Source organism: Domibacillus tundrae, assembly GCF_000970675.1.
GTDB lineage: Bacteria > Bacillota > Bacilli > Bacillales > Domibacillaceae > Domibacillus > Domibacillus tundrae.
Genome location: NZ_LAJA01000006.1, coordinates 72,442 through 91,103 on the forward strand (window position 1 = coordinate 72,442; position 18,662 = coordinate 91,103).

21 protein-coding genes and 2 pseudogenes are annotated in these 18,662 nt (G+C 43.9%); 9 read left to right on the plus strand and 14 right to left on the minus strand.

Annotation, left to right across the window (positions count from 1 at the left end; all coding sequences use genetic code 11):
- Positions 1 to 12: 12 nt before the first annotated feature.
- The 7 genes and pseudogenes from VQ00_RS07345 to VQ00_RS19350 all read right to left on the minus strand — a co-directional run bounded on the left by VQ00_RS07345 (position 13) and on the right by VQ00_RS19350 (position 3,564).
- Positions 13 to 841, minus strand: a pseudogene (locus VQ00_RS07345) (FAD-dependent oxidoreductase).
- Positions 842 to 997: 156 nt separating this feature from the next.
- The gene (locus VQ00_RS07350; protein ID WP_046179509.1) at positions 998 to 1,219 is read right to left on the minus strand and encodes a hypothetical protein; all 222 of its coding nucleotides are present in this window, start codon (positions 1,217 to 1,219) and stop codon (positions 998 to 1,000) included.
- A gap of 98 nt (positions 1,220 to 1,317) precedes the next feature.
- A complete protein-coding gene (locus tag VQ00_RS07355) occupies positions 1,318 to 1,707 on the minus strand; it encodes a tautomerase family protein (protein ID WP_046179510.1) in 390 nt (129 codons plus the stop codon).
- Between the two features lie 247 nt (positions 1,708 to 1,954).
- On the minus strand, positions 1,955 to 2,101 hold the full coding sequence (locus VQ00_RS18805; protein WP_172645550.1) for a hypothetical protein: 147 nt from the start codon (positions 2,099 to 2,101) through the stop codon (positions 1,955 to 1,957).
- A 493-nt stretch (positions 2,102 to 2,594) separates the two neighbouring features.
- Positions 2,595 to 2,826, minus strand: a pseudogene (locus VQ00_RS19505) (hypothetical protein); the annotation flags it as partial.
- A gap of 2 nt (positions 2,827 to 2,828) precedes the next feature.
- A complete protein-coding gene (locus VQ00_RS07360; protein WP_046179511.1) occupies positions 2,829 to 3,389 on the minus strand; it encodes a maltose acetyltransferase domain-containing protein in 561 nt (186 codons plus the stop codon).
- Positions 3,390 to 3,435: 46 nt separating this feature from the next.
- Complete coding sequence (locus tag VQ00_RS19350; protein WP_281175911.1) at positions 3,436 to 3,564, minus strand: hypothetical protein; 129 nt, start codon at positions 3,562 to 3,564, stop codon at positions 3,436 to 3,438.
- A gap of 116 nt (positions 3,565 to 3,680) precedes the next feature.
- On the opposite strand from VQ00_RS19350, the gene VQ00_RS07365 reads away from it, so the two are divergent.
- Positions 3,681 to 4,823, plus strand: coding sequence for an MFS transporter (locus VQ00_RS07365; RefSeq protein WP_046179512.1), 1,143 nt, complete (start codon positions 3,681 to 3,683; stop codon positions 4,821 to 4,823).
- Positions 4,824 to 4,846: 23 nt separating this feature from the next.
- On the opposite strand, the gene VQ00_RS07370 is transcribed toward VQ00_RS07365, so the two are convergent.
- Positions 4,847 to 5,812, minus strand: coding sequence for an EAL domain-containing protein (locus VQ00_RS07370; RefSeq protein WP_046179513.1), 966 nt, complete (start codon positions 5,810 to 5,812; stop codon positions 4,847 to 4,849).
- 219 nt (positions 5,813 to 6,031) lie between these two features.
- On the opposite strand from VQ00_RS07370, the gene VQ00_RS07375 reads away from it, so the two are divergent.
- A complete protein-coding gene (locus VQ00_RS07375) occupies positions 6,032 to 6,424 on the plus strand; it encodes a thiol-disulfide oxidoreductase DCC family protein (RefSeq protein ID WP_046179514.1) in 393 nt (130 codons plus the stop codon).
- Between the two features lie 23 nt (positions 6,425 to 6,447).
- Here the strand turns inward: VQ00_RS07375 and VQ00_RS18810 are convergent, their stop codons facing one another.
- A complete protein-coding gene (locus VQ00_RS18810; RefSeq protein WP_046179515.1) occupies positions 6,448 to 6,660 on the minus strand; it encodes a hypothetical protein in 213 nt (70 codons plus the stop codon).
- Positions 6,661 to 6,782: 122 nt separating this feature from the next.
- Here VQ00_RS18810 and chrS point away from each other — a divergent pair, with 122 nt between their 5' ends.
- On the plus strand, positions 6,783 to 7,259 hold the full coding sequence (gene chrS / locus VQ00_RS07385) for a chromate efflux transcriptional regulator ChrS (RefSeq protein WP_046179516.1): 477 nt from the start codon (positions 6,783 to 6,785) through the stop codon (positions 7,257 to 7,259).
- A gap of 121 nt (positions 7,260 to 7,380) precedes the next feature.
- Here chrS and ggt read toward each other — a convergent pair whose 3' ends face one another.
- Together ggt and VQ00_RS07395 are read right to left on the minus strand one after the other, a co-directional pair.
- Positions 7,381 to 8,961: a gamma-glutamyltransferase gene (gene ggt / locus VQ00_RS07390; protein ID WP_046179517.1), complete on the minus strand. Its 1,581-nt coding sequence runs from the start codon at positions 8,959 to 8,961 to the stop codon at positions 7,381 to 7,383.
- Complete coding sequence (locus VQ00_RS07395; protein WP_046179518.1) at positions 8,958 to 10,190, minus strand: MFS transporter; 1,233 nt, start codon at positions 10,188 to 10,190, stop codon at positions 8,958 to 8,960. Before VQ00_RS07395 ends, ggt begins: the two co-directional genes overlap by 4 nt.
- Positions 10,191 to 10,426: 236 nt before the next feature.
- Between VQ00_RS07395 and VQ00_RS07400 the strand changes: the two genes are divergently transcribed.
- Both VQ00_RS07400 and VQ00_RS07405 read left to right on the plus strand, forming a co-directional pair.
- Positions 10,427 to 10,996, plus strand: a complete 570-nt coding sequence (locus VQ00_RS07400; protein WP_046179519.1) for a chromate transporter — start codon at positions 10,427 to 10,429, stop codon at positions 10,994 to 10,996.
- Positions 10,993 to 11,523 (plus strand): chromate transporter, encoded by a 531-nt coding sequence (locus VQ00_RS07405; protein ID WP_046179520.1) that lies wholly within the window; start codon positions 10,993 to 10,995, stop codon positions 11,521 to 11,523. Before VQ00_RS07400 ends, VQ00_RS07405 begins: the two co-directional genes overlap by 4 nt.
- Before the next feature lie 231 nt (positions 11,524 to 11,754).
- On the opposite strand, the gene VQ00_RS07410 is transcribed toward VQ00_RS07405, so the two are convergent.
- A complete protein-coding gene (locus tag VQ00_RS07410; protein ID WP_046179521.1) occupies positions 11,755 to 11,973 on the minus strand; it encodes a hypothetical protein in 219 nt (72 codons plus the stop codon).
- A 95-nt stretch (positions 11,974 to 12,068) separates the two neighbouring features.
- Here VQ00_RS07410 and VQ00_RS07415 point away from each other — a divergent pair, with 95 nt between their 5' ends.
- Genes VQ00_RS07415 through VQ00_RS07430 form a run of 4 tightly spaced genes read left to right on the plus strand, consistent with a single transcriptional unit; the run spans position 12,069 to position 16,639 of the window.
- A complete protein-coding gene (locus VQ00_RS07415) occupies positions 12,069 to 12,878 on the plus strand; it encodes a formate/nitrite transporter family protein (RefSeq protein ID WP_046179522.1) in 810 nt (269 codons plus the stop codon).
- A gap of 32 nt (positions 12,879 to 12,910) precedes the next feature.
- Entirely contained in the window at positions 12,911 to 15,901 is a 2,991-nt protein-coding gene (gene fdhF, locus VQ00_RS07420) for a formate dehydrogenase subunit alpha (protein WP_046179523.1), read from the plus strand.
- Positions 15,861 to 16,370, plus strand: a complete 510-nt coding sequence (locus tag VQ00_RS07425; RefSeq protein ID WP_046179524.1) for a helical membrane plugin domain-containing protein — start codon at positions 15,861 to 15,863, stop codon at positions 16,368 to 16,370. Before fdhF ends, VQ00_RS07425 begins: the two co-directional genes overlap by 41 nt.
- A 5-nt stretch (positions 16,371 to 16,375) precedes the next feature.
- Entirely contained in the window at positions 16,376 to 16,639 is a 264-nt protein-coding gene (locus tag VQ00_RS07430; RefSeq protein WP_046179525.1) for a heavy-metal-associated domain-containing protein, read from the plus strand.
- A gap of 322 nt (positions 16,640 to 16,961) precedes the next feature.
- On the opposite strand, the gene VQ00_RS07435 is transcribed toward VQ00_RS07430, so the two are convergent.
- Positions 16,962 to 17,384: a DUF1801 domain-containing protein gene (locus VQ00_RS07435; RefSeq protein ID WP_046179526.1), complete on the minus strand. Its 423-nt coding sequence runs from the start codon at positions 17,382 to 17,384 to the stop codon at positions 16,962 to 16,964.
- A gap of 379 nt (positions 17,385 to 17,763) precedes the next feature.
- Positions 17,764 to 18,609, minus strand: coding sequence for a Cof-type HAD-IIB family hydrolase (locus VQ00_RS07440; RefSeq protein ID WP_046179527.1), 846 nt, complete (start codon positions 18,607 to 18,609; stop codon positions 17,764 to 17,766).
- Positions 18,610 to 18,662 lie beyond the last annotated feature (53 nt).

Consider the following 18,662-nt stretch of genomic DNA (forward strand, 5'->3'; position numbering starts at 1 on the left):
TTCCTCCTTCAATTATTGATGAAGTGCCTGTCCGTCTGCATCAAGCAATGCTTCATGAATCGCTTCTGATAATGTCGGATGGGCGGCGATAAAATCATGCAAAATATCCGCGGTCAGCTCCGCATGAATCATTAATGTCCCTTGCCCAATCAGCTCTGTCGCATGCGGACCAACAATCGATAATCCGACAATTCCATCCACTTCCGGCTCCACAATCACCTTCACTTTTCCGGCAGGTTTACCGGTGATCAGCGCTTTTCCATTCGCCGCAAACGAAAACTCGCCAATCCGGATATCGTCTCCATATTGCGCACGCGCCTGCGATTCTGTTAAGCCAACTGAGGCTATTTCCGGCGATGTATACACGCAGCGCGGCGACGGTTCCTTCATGAAACGCAACGTGCGCCAGCTGCACCGGCTCTGATCCTGAAGCGATAATAAACTTGTCCGCTTGAAGCGTTTCTTTCTCGCCGCCATTTCGAATGAGAATTGAATGAGAATTCAAAAAGGAAGCGCTCCCTTTTTTAACTGTAATTTTGTTCTTTTTCATTAAGTATCCGATACCGCCGACAAGCTGCTTCACAATTTGTCCTTTTCTTCCCTGGACGTTTTCCCAATTAATCACTGTTTGTCCGTCCGGCAGTTCGATCCCGAATGTTGAGGCTTTTTTTACCTTTTCAGCGCTCTCAAGCAGCGCTTTCGTCGGGACACAGCCGACGTTTAAACACGTACCGCCTAAATCCTTTTCCTCAATCAATGTGACCTGGCTGCCGCTTTGAACCGCCGCGGTCGCCGCAACATATCCAGCCGGGCCGCCGCCAATAATCGCAATATGTGCCATTCCCCCGCACCGCCTTTCATCTTTTCACTTTTTTAATGCAAGCTGTGTGCCAACAAAAAAAAGCGGCAGGACTGCATTTTTGCGTCCTGCCGTTTCTAAAAATGAGACGCTGTCTCATTTTGTCTAACGTTGTGAAACCGATTGAACACGGTCTACCTACTGTTTCGCTTCCAAAAGCCCTAAACCCGTTTTTTCACGCACATACTTAACAGTACGGACTATCGTTTGCCTTTGTCGAAGCATATCCGCTACTTCTTGATCCAGCGCTTCATCCGGCTGAACGACAATCTGCCAATTCACGCGCGCCAGCCGCTCTCTTAAGACAACAATGTGGAGAACGAGCATAACAATGATGAAAAATGATGTGAGCTGTGTCATCGTCTCTTCCTTTCTCCTTGTTTCAAAAAGGATAACGTGAAAAAGAAGATAATTCTAGAAAAAAGCCATTTCAGAATGTCCCTGAAATGGCTTTTGAATTAAAGATCCCCTGTTAAAAACTGCGCTTTGCCGAATCCGAAGCTCCAGTCGGCATCTCCGTTGATCGCGATAGAAATCATCACATCTTTCGGGTCAATGCCGCAGCTTTCCTGAAGTTCCTCGACGATATACTGATACAACTTTTGTTTTTGTTTTTCAGTTCTTTGCTTGCTTGTGATGCTGATCAACACAACATCTTTTGAGCGTTCAAAGCCAAGACCTGTGTCTTCAACAATCATTTCGTGCGCCGGGTGCTGGTGCACGATTTGATAACGGTCGCGTTCCGGAACTTCAAACGCCTTGAGCATTCCGCGGTGCGCCGCATCAAGCAGCTGCTTTAATTCTTCCTCTGTTCTTCCTTCAATAACATCAAAACGCAATAATGGCATAAATAAGTTCCCCCAATCCTATGTATGCCTTTACTGTATCACCATTGTTATTTTATCACAATATTCTTTCAATTTAATCTTATGGCAACTAGCTGTAACAACCTGCCTTCATTCATCTCATATTGCCATGGGTTTTTCATCCATTTTAATGAAAATGAATAAGAGATTTTTTTATTGAACGACAAGTAAAGACACATTCTATTGAAGGAGGATTTTTTTATTTTCTGTCATCAGAAATAATTATAGTTTATGGAATCAAATCAATTGCTTGTTTTAACAGCCTAATGTCTTTTGCTATCTCTTTTTTAATATCGCCGTCACCACAGCGCATATAATCCATATATAGTAACTTGAGCTCCTGCTTAAAAATACATCGATCTGCTGTGAGTCCCATGATGGACACATCCTTTGCCAACTTTTCTTTTTAACATCATAGTAATATTTACCCACTCCCATGAAATATATTCCTAATTTCAGAAACTCTTTATTTTCAGAAAATGCCGAATAAAAAGAACGTTTCTTTCATTGGTTAAACACACTTTTTTTCAAAAGAACATGTCCGCATGAACTGGCTCTTTCATGCGCTGCTTTTATAGAAGCAGCAGCGTTGGGCTCGCGACAAGGACTCCTGCGGCACTAGCAGGCAATGAAGGAAGCCATATCGTCAGCTTTACAAATAACAAACAGTGCATTCTGGCCAAAATGTCCGAAATAAATATTATGTACTACATAACAAAAGAACGTTATCCATATACGCCTATCACTACTCAATTGCCTGTGCTTTACTACATTGAGGCTATTGCCCGGGAAATGCCTTCTTTTTCAAACGAAATACGCACACACAATAAAAACTCCTGCTGTCGCAAGAGTTTTTATGGTTAATTTACTTATGTTTTCTTTAAAAATAGATAGTAATTCACATTTAAAGCCGGCTCATCAGAATATGTCACCTGCGTCGATCTGTTTTCAGCTGAACATACATAGTTTTCAATCCGCCAAATGTCGTCAATGTCCGGGTAAAACGAGATTTTTCAACGTTTCTTCATCCCCGCGGTTCTTGGCATCCATGACAATCGCCAACTTCAAGTAAATGTTTGCCCAGGCCTTAGACAATCCTTCCATTAAGTATCAATATTTTTGATCACTCTTGCTGGATTACCGCCTATCACAACATTGTCAGGAACATCCTTCGTCACAACCGCCCCTGACGCGACCACAACGTTATCACCGATCGTCACACCGGGATTTACAATCGAGGCACCGCCAAACCAGACGTTATCGCCAATCGTCACAGGCTTGGAAAATTCGCGTCCTGAATTACGTTCGTCCGGGTGGAGGGGGTGTGTCGCCGTATAGATGTGAACGCCCGGCGCCATCATGCAATTTTTCCCGATTTTCACTTCACATACATCCAGGATGACGCAGTCAAAATTAGCAAAAAAGTTTTCACCGACGTGAATGTTGTATCCATAGTCGCAGCGGAACGTCGGCTCAATGTATACGTGCTCTCCCGTCGAGCCGAACCATTCCTTCAGCATGGTGATGCGAAGTTCTCCTTCTTCTTCGGTTGTGGCGTTGTATAGTCTTGTTTTTTTACGGGCATCAGCTCGATCCTTCATTAGTTCGGTGTCCTGAGGATCATACATCTCGCCCGCCAGCATTTTTTCTTTTTCGGTTTTCATGCTTCCACTCCTTTGCAAACGATTTCTTTTATCCTATCATCTTTGATTAATTCCACCATTTTATAAGAGCTCGGACGCCATACAAAATGGCTTCCCCGCCGTATGAAATAACGTCAATTAACACATCAGCCAAATACCAGTTGTCCTCATGTTTCTTTTTTCTTTTTCGGCCCATTGTGTCCACCCCTTGTTTTCCTTTTTCATACGAATGAATGGCAGAATTTGTTTCATTTTCTTTTCCTTCCTGACGCGTGCTATAGTAAAGATAATTATTGAACGGAGGCGGCCAGAATGCGGGCGTTTGTTTACGTTATCGTCTTTTTTTCTTTTTTTGATTTATTTACACAGCTGCCGATTATGAGCCCGTTTGCGGAATCGCTCGGGGCGACGCCGTTTTTAATGGGGCTTGTTGTTGGGATGTATTCTTTTTCAAATACGATTGGCAATGTGTTGTCGGGATTTTGGACAGATAAAAAAGGGCCGTTTCGTGTTCTTGTGACGGGCCTTTTTGCTACGGGCGCCGCTCTTTTCATGTATCAGGCGGCAGCGGATGCGGGATCATTGCTGCTGATCCGGTTCGTTCATGGTTTGCTGGCCGGCTTGATTACACCTGCCGCATTTACCTATTTAGCGAATCATGCGTCGAATGAGAAAAAAGGCAAAGGCGCAGCGATTTCGGGGGCTTTTGTCGGTATGGCGGCGATCATTGGACCAGCCTTCAGCGGGATTATGGCGAACCGGACGAACGAAGCGGCCGTCCTTGGCGTAACAGCGGCTGCTATGATCGTACTTGGGTGCATGGCGCTTCTTTTGTTAAAAAAACAGCCTGACCATGTCTTATCTGTTCAGAAAGAAACGACATCGCTGCGTGATTTTTTCCGAAACACCAGCGTGCTCAAAGCATTTACTGGCGCTTTTCTGCTCATGTTTTCACAGGGAGTTCTTGCATACATGCTTCCTTTAAAAGTAATCCGGCTCGGCTATGATATCCAGACGAGCGGCCTTCTGCTAAGCACATTTGGAATTGTCGCCATTTTTGTTTTTCTCTCACCTTTAAATCGTCTGTTTGACCGGCTGCGACCGGAAGTAACGTTTACATTCGGAATTTTGACGATGGGAATCAGTCTGGCGCTTCTCAGTCAGGTGGAGTCATCTGCCCTTCTTTACGTAATCATGGGATTATATGGAGCTGGTTTTGCCTTCTTATTTCCTTCCATTAATTCATTGCTCGTCAGCACCGTTTCACCGGAGAGCCTGGGAAAAGCATATGGCTATTTTTATGCGTTTTTCTCGCTTGGCGTTGTGGCGGGATCGACGGTTACCGGCGGACTATCTTTAACGCCGCCTCAAGGACTGTTATTCACTGGAGTGCTGCTTTGCAGTGCCGGACTATTTGTCATAATTCGTCACCTGAAAAAAGCATCCGTCAAATAAGATCGGATGCTTTTTCTTTATGTTTAAGCGTGCTGAATACTTTCCACCGGTTGGGCAGAAGGCTTTCCAAAGTAATAGCCTTGCGCAAGCGGAATGCCGGCCTCACGGCAATAGTCATATTCTTCTTTGCGTTCAATGCCTTCTGCCAGTGTTTTGATGCCAAGGTTTGAGGCAGTCGCGAGCGCTTTATTGATAAATGATTGCTTTGTTTCATCCTGATCACAGAATGAGACGTACGACCGGTCAATTTTAATATAGTCCGGCTGTAATTGCTCCAGCATTTCAATGGTGGAAAAACCTGCACCGACGTCGTCCAGTGCTACTTTAATGCCTTCTCTTTTGTACACATTCAGCACTTCTTTCAAATGCTCTACATCTTCTATTTTTTCCGTTTCAACCACTTCAAAAACAAGATCATCCGGATCTACATTATATTTTTCAATAATATTGAACGTGTGCTTTAAGCAAAATTCCGGATTATAGATGGTGGAAGGCAAAAAGTTAATAAAGCTCTTTTGACCGTCCTGAATATGTTGTTTTCGCGCAATAATAGCGCTTTCTCGGGCCTGCTTGTCAAGATACGAATGCATACCCAGTTTTTGAGCAGTATCAAATAGTCTTCCCGGTGGAATTGCCGCTTCTTTATTTGTTCTAAGGAGGGACTCATACCCGTAGACACTGCCAGAAGCTGTTTCCACAATCGGCTGCAGAAAACTGACAAACTGCCCTTTTTCGATCACACGGATGACCTCTTGATGTGAAAACCAGTCCACTACATCACGAAGCGGTGCAGTCCGAGCCGGCGTCTTGTCACCAGGCCTGCCGATCCCCCCAATTAATCCATTGTCCTGAATAAGTTCAAGCTTCCCCTCGGCTTCTTTTATCGTTTGAAAATCAATAAAAGACCAGTCATCTTCGTTTGAAATAAATAAACGTCCCGGCTCGTAAAATCGAATCGGAATCCGGCATTCAATACAGCTTTCCGCCATGTGCTCATACCCCTTTTTATAAAATAAATACCCCGAACATAGTGAACATTACCTTAGTCCCCCTTTCAGGGGACAAATAAACTTTTTTCCACCATAATATATAAGTAATTTTCACTAGTCTATCATTTTGAAATGAAGGGGTTCAAGCTGGGTTGTTTGAAATTAAACAAAAGTGGTTAAACTAGTAAGACATAACTCTTCGTAAGGAGGAATTTTAACATGACTGCAATTGTTTTGTTTGATGGTGATTGCAACTTTTGTGATGCCAGTGTTCAATTTATTATAGAGCGCGATTCCAAAGGATATTTTAATTATGCGTCCTTACAAAGTGACGTCGGACAAAAGCTTTTAAAAGAGCACAATATGCCAGACGATTTGGACAGCTTTATGCTTGTGGAAGATGGGGTAGCGTATATTAAGTCTGCCGCCGCGCTCCGCATTACCCGCCACTTGGATGGTGCCTGGAAGCTGCTATACGCACTTATTGTCCTTCCGGCGCCGCTTCGTAATTTTGTATATGACTATGTCGCCGCCAACCGGTACAAATGGTTCGGCAAAAAAGACGATCATTGTATGCTTCCATCACCGGAAGTACGTCAAAGATTTTTATAATAAGAAAAGCGCAAGGTAGCCGTTCAGGCCCGGCAGGCGTAAGACGGGCCAGCAGGGTGGCGCTCTTTGCCACGCAGCTGTGACGGCTTATGACCGAGGGATTGGCTGCCTGGAGCTGGACAACGTCCAAAAATATATACTTTCTGATCTTTTGATAGGAGGACCTGCTTATACGGCAGGTTCTTTTTTTGGGCAGAAAACCAGTCAAGCCGGTATCTTCCTTTTGTTTGTTCCATTATGATAATAGCTAGTGTCGCCGTGATATTTTGATTAGCCGTTTATACATAAAGGCGGATCGTGATACACTAGATTTACATCATTTTTCACAACGGAAAACTACTAATGGAGCTGACGCGTTATGTTATCGAAATATAGCATCCCGAATCTTGGCATCGACGAAATCGACAAGCAAATTTTGTCCTTGCTGCATGAAAACAGCCGCATTTCTTATACGGATATCGCCAAGCAGGTTGATCTCTCCCGTGTCGCTGTGCAGGCCCGAATCAATAATTTAACCGAGCAAGGCGTGATCGAAAAATTCACAACGGTGATCAACCCCGCCAAAATCGGCATTCATGTGTCGGCTTTTTTTAACGTGGAAGTAGAGCCTCAATTTTTAGAGCAGGTCGCCACCCACCTTGAAACCGAGGCTGCGGTTACGAGTTTGTATCATATGACCGGCCCAAGCAAGCTCCATATGCACGGGATATTCACCGACAATCAGGAAATGGAACGCTTTTTGGCAGAAAAGCTGTATCCGCTCCAAGGCGTCGTCAGCGTTGACTGCCAAATTTTAATTAAGCGGTACAAAAGCCGGATGGGAATGAAATTGTAATACTGCGCTTGGGGCGGTATATGCAAATTTAGAGCGGTATTTGTACTGCCTGGGGCGGAAAAATGTTTTACCGCCCCAGGCGCAGCACATACCGCCCTAAAAGAAAATATATCGCCCATTATTAGCGGCCGATTGCCGCCCCGTCCCCGCGCGGATCAACACCTCCATGCAGAAATCCTTGTTCATCACGCACAATCGCATTGGCGTGGCCCATGATTTTGTCTATTTCTTCTACGCGATTCACAATATGGCCTGCAGCTGAAAGCTTCTCTGTTATTTGTTCCTGCACTCTGCTTTCAATCTTCAGCTCCTGCGTATCCTCTCCCCACGTTCTTCCCCAAACAAAACGAGGTTCACTGATCGCCTGCTGCGGGTTCATTCCATAATCAATCATTCTTGTAATAATGGCGGTTTGGGTCTGAGGCTGCCCTTCGCCTCCCTGCGTTCCGTATAAAATCGCCGGTTTACCACTCTTCATCGCCATCGCCGGCATCAGCGTATGGAATGATCTCTTTTTTGGCTCCAGACAGTTCACATGATCAGGATCTAATGAAAAAAATGATCCCCTGTTTTGCATCGTAATGCCCGTGTCACCAGCCACAATCCCTGAGCCAAATTCAAAATAAAGACTTTGAATAAATGATACCGCATTTCCTTCCTCATCCACGACCGCCGCATGCGCCGTATCGCTGCCAACCGGCTGCGTCACTGTGTCACTTGCCTGATTCAGGCGGATTTCTTTTGCCATTTCTTTTGCGTAGGACTTGCTCAACAATTTTTGGAGCGGAATATCATGAAAATCAGGATCTGTCAGAAACGCATTACGGTCTTGAAAACTTCTTTTTAACGCTTCAACAAGCAAATGGTAATATTCATACGAGCCATGCGGAATATCTGCCAAATCGAAATTTTCCAAAATATTAAGAGCCATCAAGCCAACGAACCCTTGTGAATTGGGCGGGACTTGATGCATCGTGTAGCCGCGGTAGGTTGTCTCTAAAGGCTCCTCCCAGCTGCCTTTATGAGCGGAAAAGTCTTCAAGCGTCAGCAATCCGCCTTTTTCCTGTAGAGAGGAAACTATTTTTCCGGCCATTTCTCCTTTGTAAAAGTCATCCCGTCCTTTTTCGACAAGCTGCTGAAGTGTTTGCGCTAAGTGTAACTGGATAAATCGCTCATTTATCTCCGGTACGCGGTTTTCCGGCAGAAAAACAGCGGCCGTATCTTTATCTTGTTTTAACACATCCACATTTTTCACCGTGTTCACATGATGATCTTCTGAGAGCGGAAATCCACCGGATGCATATTCAATTGCAGGTGCAAGAACGTCTGCCAAAGACATTTTCCCATACTTTTTCAATACGGCATCCCAGCTGTCTACCATTCCTGGAACGGTAATCACACTTTGAATGCCGCGAAATGGGATGGACTTGTATCCTTCATATTGATCTCTTGTAACACCGGCGCCTGTGCGGCCGCTGCCATTATAGGAGTTGACTTCATTATTTTCCGCGCTATATGCAAGCCAGAATGAATCACCGCCAAGACCTGTCATATGCGGATACACAACCGCCAGGCAGGCACTGACCGCTACAGCCGCATCAAAGGCATTTCCTCCTTTTTCAAGAATCGCATTACCCGCCTTTGATGCTAAATAATGAGGACTCACGACCATCGTTTTTGTGCCAACAACTGCTTTGTTCATATCACTTTCTCCCCCTCTAAATAATCTTCTGTTTCTTCAACATAGCCTTTATTATCTGTGAACATGAATAGAATCGCTCCAAAAATCAGCAGTGTACCCGATAAATAAAAGCCAAATTCCAATTTTCCAGTCGCATCCGCGAAAAAGCCCGTAATGTATGGCGCAAAGATAGAAGACAGCATACCGCTGAAGTTAAAAAAGCCATACACTTTTGAATACATGGAAGGCGGTGTAATATCTGCCAGGTAAGAAATTAAGACAGGATCAAGTGCCAATTTTCCAAGGAGCCCGTATAACGCTAAACCAACAAGCAAAAGCGAATAATTTTCCGTATAAGGAATAGCAAACTGACATATTGCTCCTGCTAGTGCCAGTGAAATGATCAATGGCTTTCTGTTTTTTATTTTATCAGATAAAAAGCCGAATAAAATAGCTCCCGGGATTGAAGCCCATGGTACAAGCGATGCAATGATACCTGTTTGTGAAGCTTCCACTCCTCTAACCGTCTGCAAGTAATAAGGAAGCCATGTCAGCATACCGAAAAATCCATAAAGCGAGCAGAAAATCAGCACATACACAAGGATATGATTTTTCGTAAACAATTTTTTCATATCAAGCTTTTCTGTTTTTCCGGCCGCCTTTGCAGCTGCTTTCTTCTTGTGCGTATCATCTCGAACAAAGACAGCGATTAAAATAGCAACAATAATGGTGGGAATCGCAAACACATAAAAAGGATACTGCCACCCTTTATTTAACGTATAGGTAAAATAACTCGACGCCATAAACCCTAGTGAAATACCGAATGCCATCCCGCTATTAATGAGTGCAGAAACGAGACCACGATACTTTTGAGGGGTAATTGTAGACGAAATCCCGTATTGAGAGCCGTAATATGTACCTTCCCCAAGCCCTGTCAGCGCACGCATCATTAAAAACACAAGAAATGTTGTCGCCGTACCGCTTAAATAAGTCGCTAGGCCAAATACTAAATAACCGATAACGAGCACTTTGACACGACCGAACTTATCAGCTAAAAAGCCTGTCGGAATCTGCATCGCTGCATAAGCCGCAAAGAATACCGTTGACATTAACCCAAGCTGAGATTTATCAAGACTCCATTCTTCCCCGATGCTCCCCATAACAGGCGAGAGAATATTCCGATCCGCATACATAAAGACCCAGCCGAGGAAAAAGAGAAAAATAACAAAAGCAGGATGTGTGTTTTTCATATGATGAGCTCCTTCTCGTAGTTGATAGGAACATCATAAATAAAAAATTTGAATAAATACTCTTTTTTGACAGATAATCTTACATATATTTTTTCGAAACGTAACCATTTTATCTTTTTTTATTACCATTCGAATGTTAAAATGTACATAAAGATACAATTAGTATGAAAGTACTGAATGCGTTCTCATTTTCATTCTGTTTTGGTTAAACTATTTATTATAGAAAGGATGATTTTATGAAGCAGCGGGACATTTTTATTGCGTTTTTTCGCAGCAGCATGCTGGGCTATGGCGGCGGCCCGACAACGATTCCGCTCGTTCAAAAAGAAGTGGTCGAGCGGTTTAAGTGGATGGACAATGAAGAATTCGGAGACATTTTAGCGATTGGCAACACGTTGCCCGGTCCCATTAATACAAAAATGGCTGGTTACATCGGGTATCGGATTGGCGGTATTCCAGGCACGATCAACGCAATTTTGGCCACCATTTTGCCAACAATTATTTTAATGATTGTTCTTTTAACAACCTTAAAGACGTTTAAAGACCTGGCTTGGGTACAGGGAATGACGAGGGGTGTTCTACCGGTGGTCGGAGTGATGCTGGCGGTTTTAACAAAAGATTTCCTGCAAAGCTCAGTCAAAGGGTTAAGATGGGCTACCGTGGCGCTTCATGTGATCGCCGCCCTTTTTCTTATTGAATTTCTTCACGTTCACCCTGCTATTATTATTGCGTCTCTTCTCTTATTTGCTTTCTTCAAACCGGTCAAAAAAGAAACGACGAATAAAAAGAAAGGACGGTCCTCATGATTTATTTACATATTTTCTGGGTGTTTTTCATGACAAACATGCTCGGCTACGGTGGCGGTCCGGCGACAATTCCGCTTATTCAAAAGGAAGTGGTGGACCATTATGGATGGATGACGGTGCAGGAATTCAATGAAGCATTTGCGATGGGGAATGCGCTGCCCGGCCCGATTGCGACGAAAATGGGCGGCTACATTGGTTTTCAGGAAGGCGGCTGGCTCGGTGCGTTTCTTGCTGTGCTTGCAACGGTTACACCGTCTCTTCTTTTAATGATCACGCTTATGGGCATTTTATATAAAAACCGGACGTCCCCGCGTGTCAAGCGGATGACCGCTTACGTAAAACCGACGATCGCTGTGCTGCTCGGTGTTATGGCGTTCCAGGCATTTTTCGATTCTTATGTTCAAATCAGTGTGGTTCACATTGTTATTTTGGCGGCCGGAAGCTACTGGCTGATGGAAAAAAGAAAAGTCCATCCCGGTCTCGTCGTCTTGTCTTCTCTTATTTACGGGGCTGTTCTCCTTTCCTGATCGACTAAGCGTGAATAAATTCCTCATTTTCTGTGGAACTTTATTCACGCTTGTTTTTTGTTAATCCGCTTGAAGATAAAAGCTTAAAGGGTTCCCCTTTAGGCTCCGGCTGTCGACAAAGTCGTCAGTCTTTTTTTGAAAGGGCGGCGGCGGGCTTGCAGCGAAGACTCCTGCGGGAAACAATCGCAGACCGTACGCTACCCTTCGCTTCCTTCTCCCATCTCTTTTTAGTTAAGACAAAAAATACACTTCATGATAAGGCGGCTCTTTCATCTTTGTTTGCTTTAAGCGCCCTTCCTTCACAAGTTCATTCAATCCTTGGTCAATTTCTTTTAACGAAGCGCCAAATAAATCCGCCATTTTCACTGTGGAGATAACCATATGTTTTGGTTTTTTTGTTGATGAAATAATCATGGTCTGGGCGCGTTGAAACAGTATTTCTTTATCCATTGGAACTCCTTCTTTCTTAAATAAAAGTAAAAACGTTAATAATTTTCCCCAAAAACGTAAACAATATTGCTTGAAAAGATTAGGAGGGTTTTCCAATGGGATATCAGCCCCCAAAGAAAATTGCAAATATAGCAGTAGAAGCAGGTAAAACAAAAGCAGAGCTCCCATTTCAAAGCATGCTCCTGCTGGGTTTTTTGGGAGGCGCCTTTATATCAATCGGCTTCCTTCTAACCATTAGGGTAACCGGTAATTTACCAGAGGACTGGGGGTCATTTGGGTCATTCTTAGGTGCAGCGGTTTTTCCACTTGGCCTTGTTTTAATCCTTATCGCAGGCGCTGAACTGTTAACGGGCAATATGGTGGCCGTCACAATCGCGTGCCTAAGCAAAAAAGTGACCGTCCAAAAATTGCTTTTCAATTGGTTCTGGATTACGATCAGCAATTTTATTGGTGCCGTTTTCGTGGCGTACGTTTTTGGGCATATTGTAGGTTTAACAGAAACTGGACCCTTTTTGGAGAAAACCGTTTCAGTGGCAGAAGCGAAATTAGAAGAAAGTTTTTGGCAGTGCTTTTTCTCCGCCATTGGCTGTAACTGGCTTGTAGGTCTTGCTGTATGGCAGTCCTACGGCGCAGAGGATATAGGCGGGAAAATTTTGGCCATCTGGTTTCCGATTATGGGGTTTGTCGCCATTGGCTTTCAGCACGTCGTTGCTAATATGTTTATCATTCCGGCGGCGATTTTTGCGGGACATGCTGACTGGACAGATTATATTCAAAACTTTATCCCTGTTTTTTTAGGAAATGCGGTCGGTGGATCTATATTCGTTGCCTCCATTTATTGGATGGCTTATTTAAAAGCTGATTCACCGACATTATCCAATGAAAAAGAAACATACAAAGCTTAATATTCTATAAAGAACGTAACGGAGGAAAAACGATGAATGAAGCTGGTTTTTCAATTGAGATTAATGGAAAGTCGTATAGTGCAAAGCCTGGGCAAACGATTTTGGATGTGGCCAGAGCGGGCGACTTGTTTATTCCCGGTCTTTGTTATACGCCTGACCTTGGCAGTATTCAAACATGTGATACCTGTTATGTAAACGCAGGCGGCGAATTAGTCAGGTCCTGTGTGACAAAAGCAGCACCCGGCATGGTCGTCGATACGGAATCCGAGCTTGTGCAGGAAGCGCAGTATGAGGGCATGTCACGCATTTTAAAAAACCATGAGCTATATTGTACGGTGTGTGACAACAATAATGGGAACTGTACGGTGCATAATACGGTCGAACATATGGGACTCGCCCATCAAAAATATCCGTTTGAAGCAAAGCCATACGCGCCTGATAACTCTCATCCCTTCTACCGATATGAACCGGATCAATGTATTCTCTGCGGCAGGTGCGTCGAAGCATGCCAGGACCTGCAGGTGAATGAAACGTTAACGATTGACTGGAGCCGAAAAGTGCCCCGGGTTATTTGGGATAATGATGTGCCGATTGACCAATCGTCTTGTGTGTCGTGCGGCCATTGCGTAAATGTATGTCCATGTAATGCATTAATGGAAAAATCTATGCTTGGAGAGGCCGGTTATTTAACCGCCATCCCACCAAAGGTTCTCGGGCCAATGATTGATATGACAAAAGAAGTAGAACCCGGATATAAAGAGATTTTTGCCATTTCAGAAGTCGAAGCAGCTATGAGAAAGTCCCGCATTAAACGTACGAAAACAGTGTGTACGTATTGCGGTGTTGGCTGCAGCTTTGAGGTATGGACAAAAAATAGAGAGATCTTGAAAATTCAGCCGCTGGAAGAAGCGCCTGCTAATGGCATTTCCACTTGTGTGAAAGGCAAATGGGGCTGGGATTACGTAAACAATGAAGACAGATTAACAAAACCTTTGATTCGTAAGGGCGACGAGTTTGTTGAAGCCACTTGGGACGAAGCACTTGACCTTATTGCAGAAAAACTGGGCGGTGTGAAAGAAAAATATGGAGCGGATTCCATCGGGTATATCGCCTCGTCCAAATGCTCTAATGAAGAAAATTATCTTTTTCAAAAGTTTGCACGCGGCATTATGGGAACCAATAATATTGATAACTGTTCACGCTACTGCCAATCTCCGGCAACAGCCGGGCTAATGAGAACAGTAGGACTCGGAGGAGACGCAGGAACAATCCATGACATATCGTCGGCTGAGCTTGTGATCGTCATTGGGGCAAACCCGGCTGAATCGCATCCAGTCCTCGCTACACGCGTCAAGCGTGCGCATAAACTTCATGGCCAAAAATTAATTGTCGCCGATTTAAGAGGAAATGAACTGGCCGAGCGGGCAGATTTATTTATTCATCCTAAACCAAGCACAGATCTTATCTGGATTAATGCTGTAACAAAATACATCCTCGATATGGGATGGGAAGACAAAAAGTTTCTTCAAAACAGAGTGAATGGTATGGACGAATACGTAAAGTCTTTAGAAAAATTTACATTAGCGTATGCCGAAGAAAAAACGGGGTTACCACAAGAGATTTTGATCCGAATTGCCACGATGATCCATGAAGCAAACTCGGTTTGTGCTCTGTGGGCAATGGGGATCACGCAGCACCAAGGTGCAACCGATGCAAGTACAGCGATTTCCAATCTTCTCTTGATCACAGGAAATTATGGACGCACGGGTACAGGAGCTTATCCGCTGCGTGGGCATAATAACGTTCAAGGTGCATGTGATTTTGGCACAATGCCGGCCTGGTTTCCGGGCTACGAACCGGTACAGGATCCAAAAGTCCGTGAGCGGTACGAAAAAGCATGGGGAACAACCATCCCATCAGAGCCGGGGCATGATAACCACCATATGGTTGAGGCCATGCATGAAGACAAATTAAAGGCTCTTTATTTGTTCGGAGAAGAAATGGCGCTTGTCGATGCTAACTCGAACTTTGTTCAATCCGCCTTTGAAGGCCTGGAGTTCTTTGTTGTTCAGGACATTTTCTTTAGTAAAACTGCGCAATATGCAGACGTCGTGCTGCCGGCTGCCCCTAGCCTTGAAAAGGATGGAACATTTGTGAATACAGAGCGGAGAATTCAGCGTTTTTATAAAGTTCTTGAGCCGCTGGGCGATTCAAAGCCTGATTGGGAAATTTTCCAGCTGATCGCAAACCGGTTTGGTGCCAATTGGAATTACAAGCATCCAAGTGAAATCATGGACGAAGCAGCTAGTCTTGCCCCACTGTTTGCTGGTGTAAGTTATGAGCGTCTGGAAGGATTTAAATCTCTTGTGTGGCCTGTTTCAGCTGATGGAAAAGATACACCGCTCCTTTATACGGAAAAGTTTGCTTTCCCGGATGGCAAAGCGAAACTCGTACCGGTTGATTGGACACCTCCGTTTGAAGCAGGTGACGACTACGACCTGCACTTAAACAATGGACGTATCCTTGAACACTTCCATGAAGGAAACATGACGTATCGAAATGAGGGTCTGACACATAAAGTACCGGAAGTATGGCTGGAGGTTTCACTGGAGCTTGCGAAAGAACGAAATCTAGAAGACGGAAGTTTGGTCGGTCTGACGTCACCTTACGGATATGTGGAGGTAAAAGTCGTTGTCACAGACCGGGTGAAAGGCAAGGAACTTTATTTGCCAATGAATACGCGTGAGGACAACGAAGCGGTCAACTATCTAACAAGCAGCTATCATGACTACATTACCCATACACCGGCCTACAAAGAAATGGGTGTAAAAATGGAAGTGCTTGAGCAAAAAGGCGAGCCGCCGCTGCCAAAGCATAATCACCGTTTCGGCAACAGGGTCCCGCAGATCAGTGTAAAAGTCGAAGAAAAATGGAACCGCTCAGACTTTACACCAATCCATGAAATGGTTAAGGAGGATGAACATGGCACAGGCGATCAGGCAAATCAAAAAAGAAGTTCCTAATCAACAGGAGGAACAGGCTCAAGCTTCAGCGGAGATCATGAAGGAATTGACGGAGAATAAAGAAGCTGTTATGGCATCCATTCAATTAATGAAGGGCCTGCATGAGATGGGGATTTACGATGCGCTGAGAGGGATGCTCGATAATCGGACAGAAGTCGGCGCTATTGCCATTCAGCAAATGAATCAGCCGATGATGCACAATGTCATTAAAAATGGCATGAATGGCGTTAAATTTCTTGGCTCTCTCCCCTCAGGCGAGACGGAGAAATTGATAGGAGGAATCGGTCTCGGACTTAAAAAAATGTCCGAGGCTGGGCAAAAAGAAGAAAGCCAAAGCTTGTGGAAAATGAGAAAAAAACTGGGGAGCCCGGAAATGAAAGCCTCCATAGCTGCCATGGCTGCATTTATGGAAGGAATGGGCACTGCTTTTGCGCAATCACCACATAAAGAACAAGACAGGAAAGGGTGAAAAACGTGCAATCCAGTAACATCGTTGTTAAAGATATGCACAGCATGAAAGATGCAGATGCCGTACTTAATGCCATTCTTGCTGTTTGGGGAATCAACCAGGCGGAAATCAATTTGGAAAAAAAGGAAGCCGTGTTTACGTATGATGAACGAATGGCTTCTTTCCATGATTTTGAGCAAGCCATTATCGATTCAGGTTTTCCTATCTACTCGGATGACCGTGATAAATTAAATGTGAAGGAAGGAAATGAATCTAATGAAAGTATGTGAAATCTGCGGCTCAATTAATGAAGCAACAGAGTTAGACAATGAAGAAAATCCTTCGAAAATTTTGCATATATGTGAAAATTGCAGAGAAGAAAGAAAAACGGCGCTCGATTAAAGAGCGCCGTTTTTCTTTTTTAATCAACAGGAAAAACAAACTCGCCACCGCACAAAAAACGCTCATGTGTACGAATTGAACATGTTAAACAACCCAGCTGTAATGAATTCGTTTCAAACCGTCACCTTCAATTTACATGGTTATTATATTGTAAAATAGCAGCTTTGCATTTTACAACAACCGTTTTGAAGAAGAAACATCACTGTATGCTTAATGATCCGGGTATGTTTCTTGTAAAAATGATATAGATTGATGAATTAACTCTTTTAAAACACCCACCTCAATATCCTCCACTTTATTAATATACACACAGGCTTTTCCAGTTGTATGTTTCCCAAAATTCTTTAACAGTTCCCCACGTTTTGCATCACCCGTCGCAAAATATAAACTGATTTTTGCTTTCCGAGGCGAAAAGCCGACCAGTGGCGCATCGCCCTCATGACCGGATTCATATTTATAATGATATGAACCGAATCCAATAATACTGGGACCCCACATCTTTGCCTCATAACCTGTTGTTTCTGTGAAAATATCCAGCAGCTTATAAGCATCCTCACGTTTCTTGGGGCTCTCAACCTGTTCAATAAACTCAATGACACTGTTATCCTTTTCTTTTGTCTTTAGCTCATACATGGTGGCAGGCTCCTTTTTTATAAAATAAAAACAGCCCAGTCCTCTTGAGGAGCATGGGCCTGATCACTTAAGATCATTTTATGATAACTGGTCTTTGTGATCAACATTCCAGCTGAATTTATCGACCAATTTAGTTCATCCTATCCATCGACTCCAGTTCAAGCAAAAAAAGTTTAACCGGCTCTTCGTAATGTATAGCGATCCAACTGGAATCGTCCGTTTTCTCGTTCCCATAACGTTCCCCTCTTCGTTTACTATACACCGAAATCTTTAAGATAAAGCAGGGAAAGAATGAAAAAGCAAGATACCGTAACTCCTTCAAACTAAAAAAACCGGTCCTCACGCGGAGACCGGGATTAAGCATTTAAACAATATATCTTCAGCCAAAAGTCTTCTTTAAAAAATGATACAATCCGTCCTCTTTATACGAAAACTCGGTTACTTCATCGGCTTGCTCTTTCACAAAGCCGGTCGCGTTTTTCATGGCGACACAGTGACCGACGAGCTTAAATAAAGGCAGGTCGTTTTCCCCGTCTCCAACCGCCATGATCTCTTCTTTTTTCAAGTTGAAACGATCCAGCAATTGAGTGATACCAGTCGCTTTTGACACCCCATCCACCGTTACTTCCACGTTATGATGCGTAGAAGAAGCGGTCGTGAAGGCAATGCGTTCTTTTACCTGTTCCAACTCCGCTTTCCATTGCTCCATCGCCTGTTTATCGCGGCTGAAAAAATAAATTTTTGCCACGTTTTCTGTTTGCAGCTCGTCTGTCCAGTGAATTTTTGACTGAACGGCTTCCTGACGCGAAAGCCATTCATTTTCATGCACCGTCTCCGGCTTTGGTTGTGTGGCGGCTTTCGTCATAAATGAACGATCAGTTTTCAATGCAATCCGACCTCCATCATTCGGGTGAATTTCGTAATAAATGCCCCACTCGCCTGCTTTTACCGCGAGCTTCTCCACCAAATCAGAAGAAAGTGCATGACCGGAAATTTGATCTTCTCCTAAAAAAGCAGACATCCCGTTTGCCGTTACCGTTCCATCAACATGAAAGTCTGACGGCAGTACATCTCTTGCTTCTTTTAATGTTCGGCCGGTCGCAATGAAAACAAGGACTCCGCGCTCTCGGAGTTCTTTTACATACTCTGTCAGTGTGTCGTTGACCGTATTAAATTCCGTCAGTGTTGTTCCGTCCAAATCCAGGACAATTGCTTTGTGCGTCATTAGATCACCTCGAAGTTATGTATTCCTTCTTTATTATGTACTTTTTATCTATA

Bases quoted from the DNA above. Each gene is read 5' to 3' on its own strand.
- VQ00_RS07440 (WP_046179527.1), bottom strand. From the start codon at position 18,609: ATGACGCACAAAGCAATTGTCCTGGATTTGGACGGAACAACACTGACG.
- VQ00_RS18810 (WP_046179515.1), bottom strand. From the start codon at position 6,660: ATGGAACAAACAAAAGGAAGATACCGGCTTGACTGGTTTTCTGCCCAA.
- VQ00_RS07425 (WP_046179524.1), top strand. From the start codon at position 15,861: ATGGCACAGGCGATCAGGCAAATCAAAAAAGAAGTTCCTAATCAACAG.
- VQ00_RS07415 (WP_046179522.1), top strand. From the start codon at position 12,069: ATGGGATATCAGCCCCCAAAGAAAATTGCAAATATAGCAGTAGAAGCA.
- VQ00_RS18805 (WP_172645550.1), bottom strand. From the start codon at position 2,101: ATGGGACTCACAGCAGATCGATGTATTTTTAAGCAGGAGCTCAAGTTA.
- VQ00_RS07370 (WP_046179513.1), bottom strand. From the start codon at position 5,812: ATGGCGGAAAGCTGTATTGAATGCCGGATTCCGATTCGATTTTACGAG.
- VQ00_RS19350 (WP_281175911.1), bottom strand. From the start codon at position 3,564: ATGGGCCGAAAAAGAAAAAAGAAACATGAGGACAACTGGTATTTGGCT.
- VQ00_RS07365 (WP_046179512.1), top strand. From the start codon at position 3,681: ATGCGGGCGTTTGTTTACGTTATCGTCTTTTTTTCTTTTTTTGATTTA.
- VQ00_RS07400 (WP_046179519.1), top strand. From the start codon at position 10,427: ATGAAGCAGCGGGACATTTTTATTGCGTTTTTTCGCAGCAGCATGCTG.
- VQ00_RS07350 (WP_046179509.1), bottom strand. From the start codon at position 1,219: ATGACACAGCTCACATCATTTTTCATCATTGTTATGCTCGTTCTCCAC.
- VQ00_RS07360 (WP_046179511.1), bottom strand. From the start codon at position 3,389: ATGAAAACCGAAAAAGAAAAAATGCTGGCGGGCGAGATGTATGATCCT.
- VQ00_RS07355 (WP_046179510.1), bottom strand. From the start codon at position 1,707: ATGCCATTATTGCGTTTTGATGTTATTGAAGGAAGAACAGAGGAAGAA.
- VQ00_RS07375 (WP_046179514.1), top strand. From the start codon at position 6,032: ATGACTGCAATTGTTTTGTTTGATGGTGATTGCAACTTTTGTGATGCC.
- VQ00_RS07395 (WP_046179518.1), bottom strand. From the start codon at position 10,190: ATGAAAAACACACATCCTGCTTTTGTTATTTTTCTCTTTTTCCTCGGC.
- VQ00_RS07410 (WP_046179521.1), bottom strand. From the start codon at position 11,973: ATGGATAAAGAAATACTGTTTCAACGCGCCCAGACCATGATTATTTCA.
- chrS (WP_046179516.1), top strand. From the start codon at position 6,783: ATGTTATCGAAATATAGCATCCCGAATCTTGGCATCGACGAAATCGAC.
- VQ00_RS07405 (WP_046179520.1), top strand. From the start codon at position 10,993: ATGATTTATTTACATATTTTCTGGGTGTTTTTCATGACAAACATGCTC.
- fdhF (WP_046179523.1), top strand. From the start codon at position 12,911: ATGAATGAAGCTGGTTTTTCAATTGAGATTAATGGAAAGTCGTATAGT.
- ggt (WP_046179517.1), bottom strand. From the start codon at position 8,961: ATGAACAAAGCAGTTGTTGGCACAAAAACGATGGTCGTGAGTCCTCAT.
- VQ00_RS07435 (WP_046179526.1), bottom strand. From the start codon at position 17,384: ATGTATGAGCTAAAGACAAAAGAAAAGGATAACAGTGTCATTGAGTTT.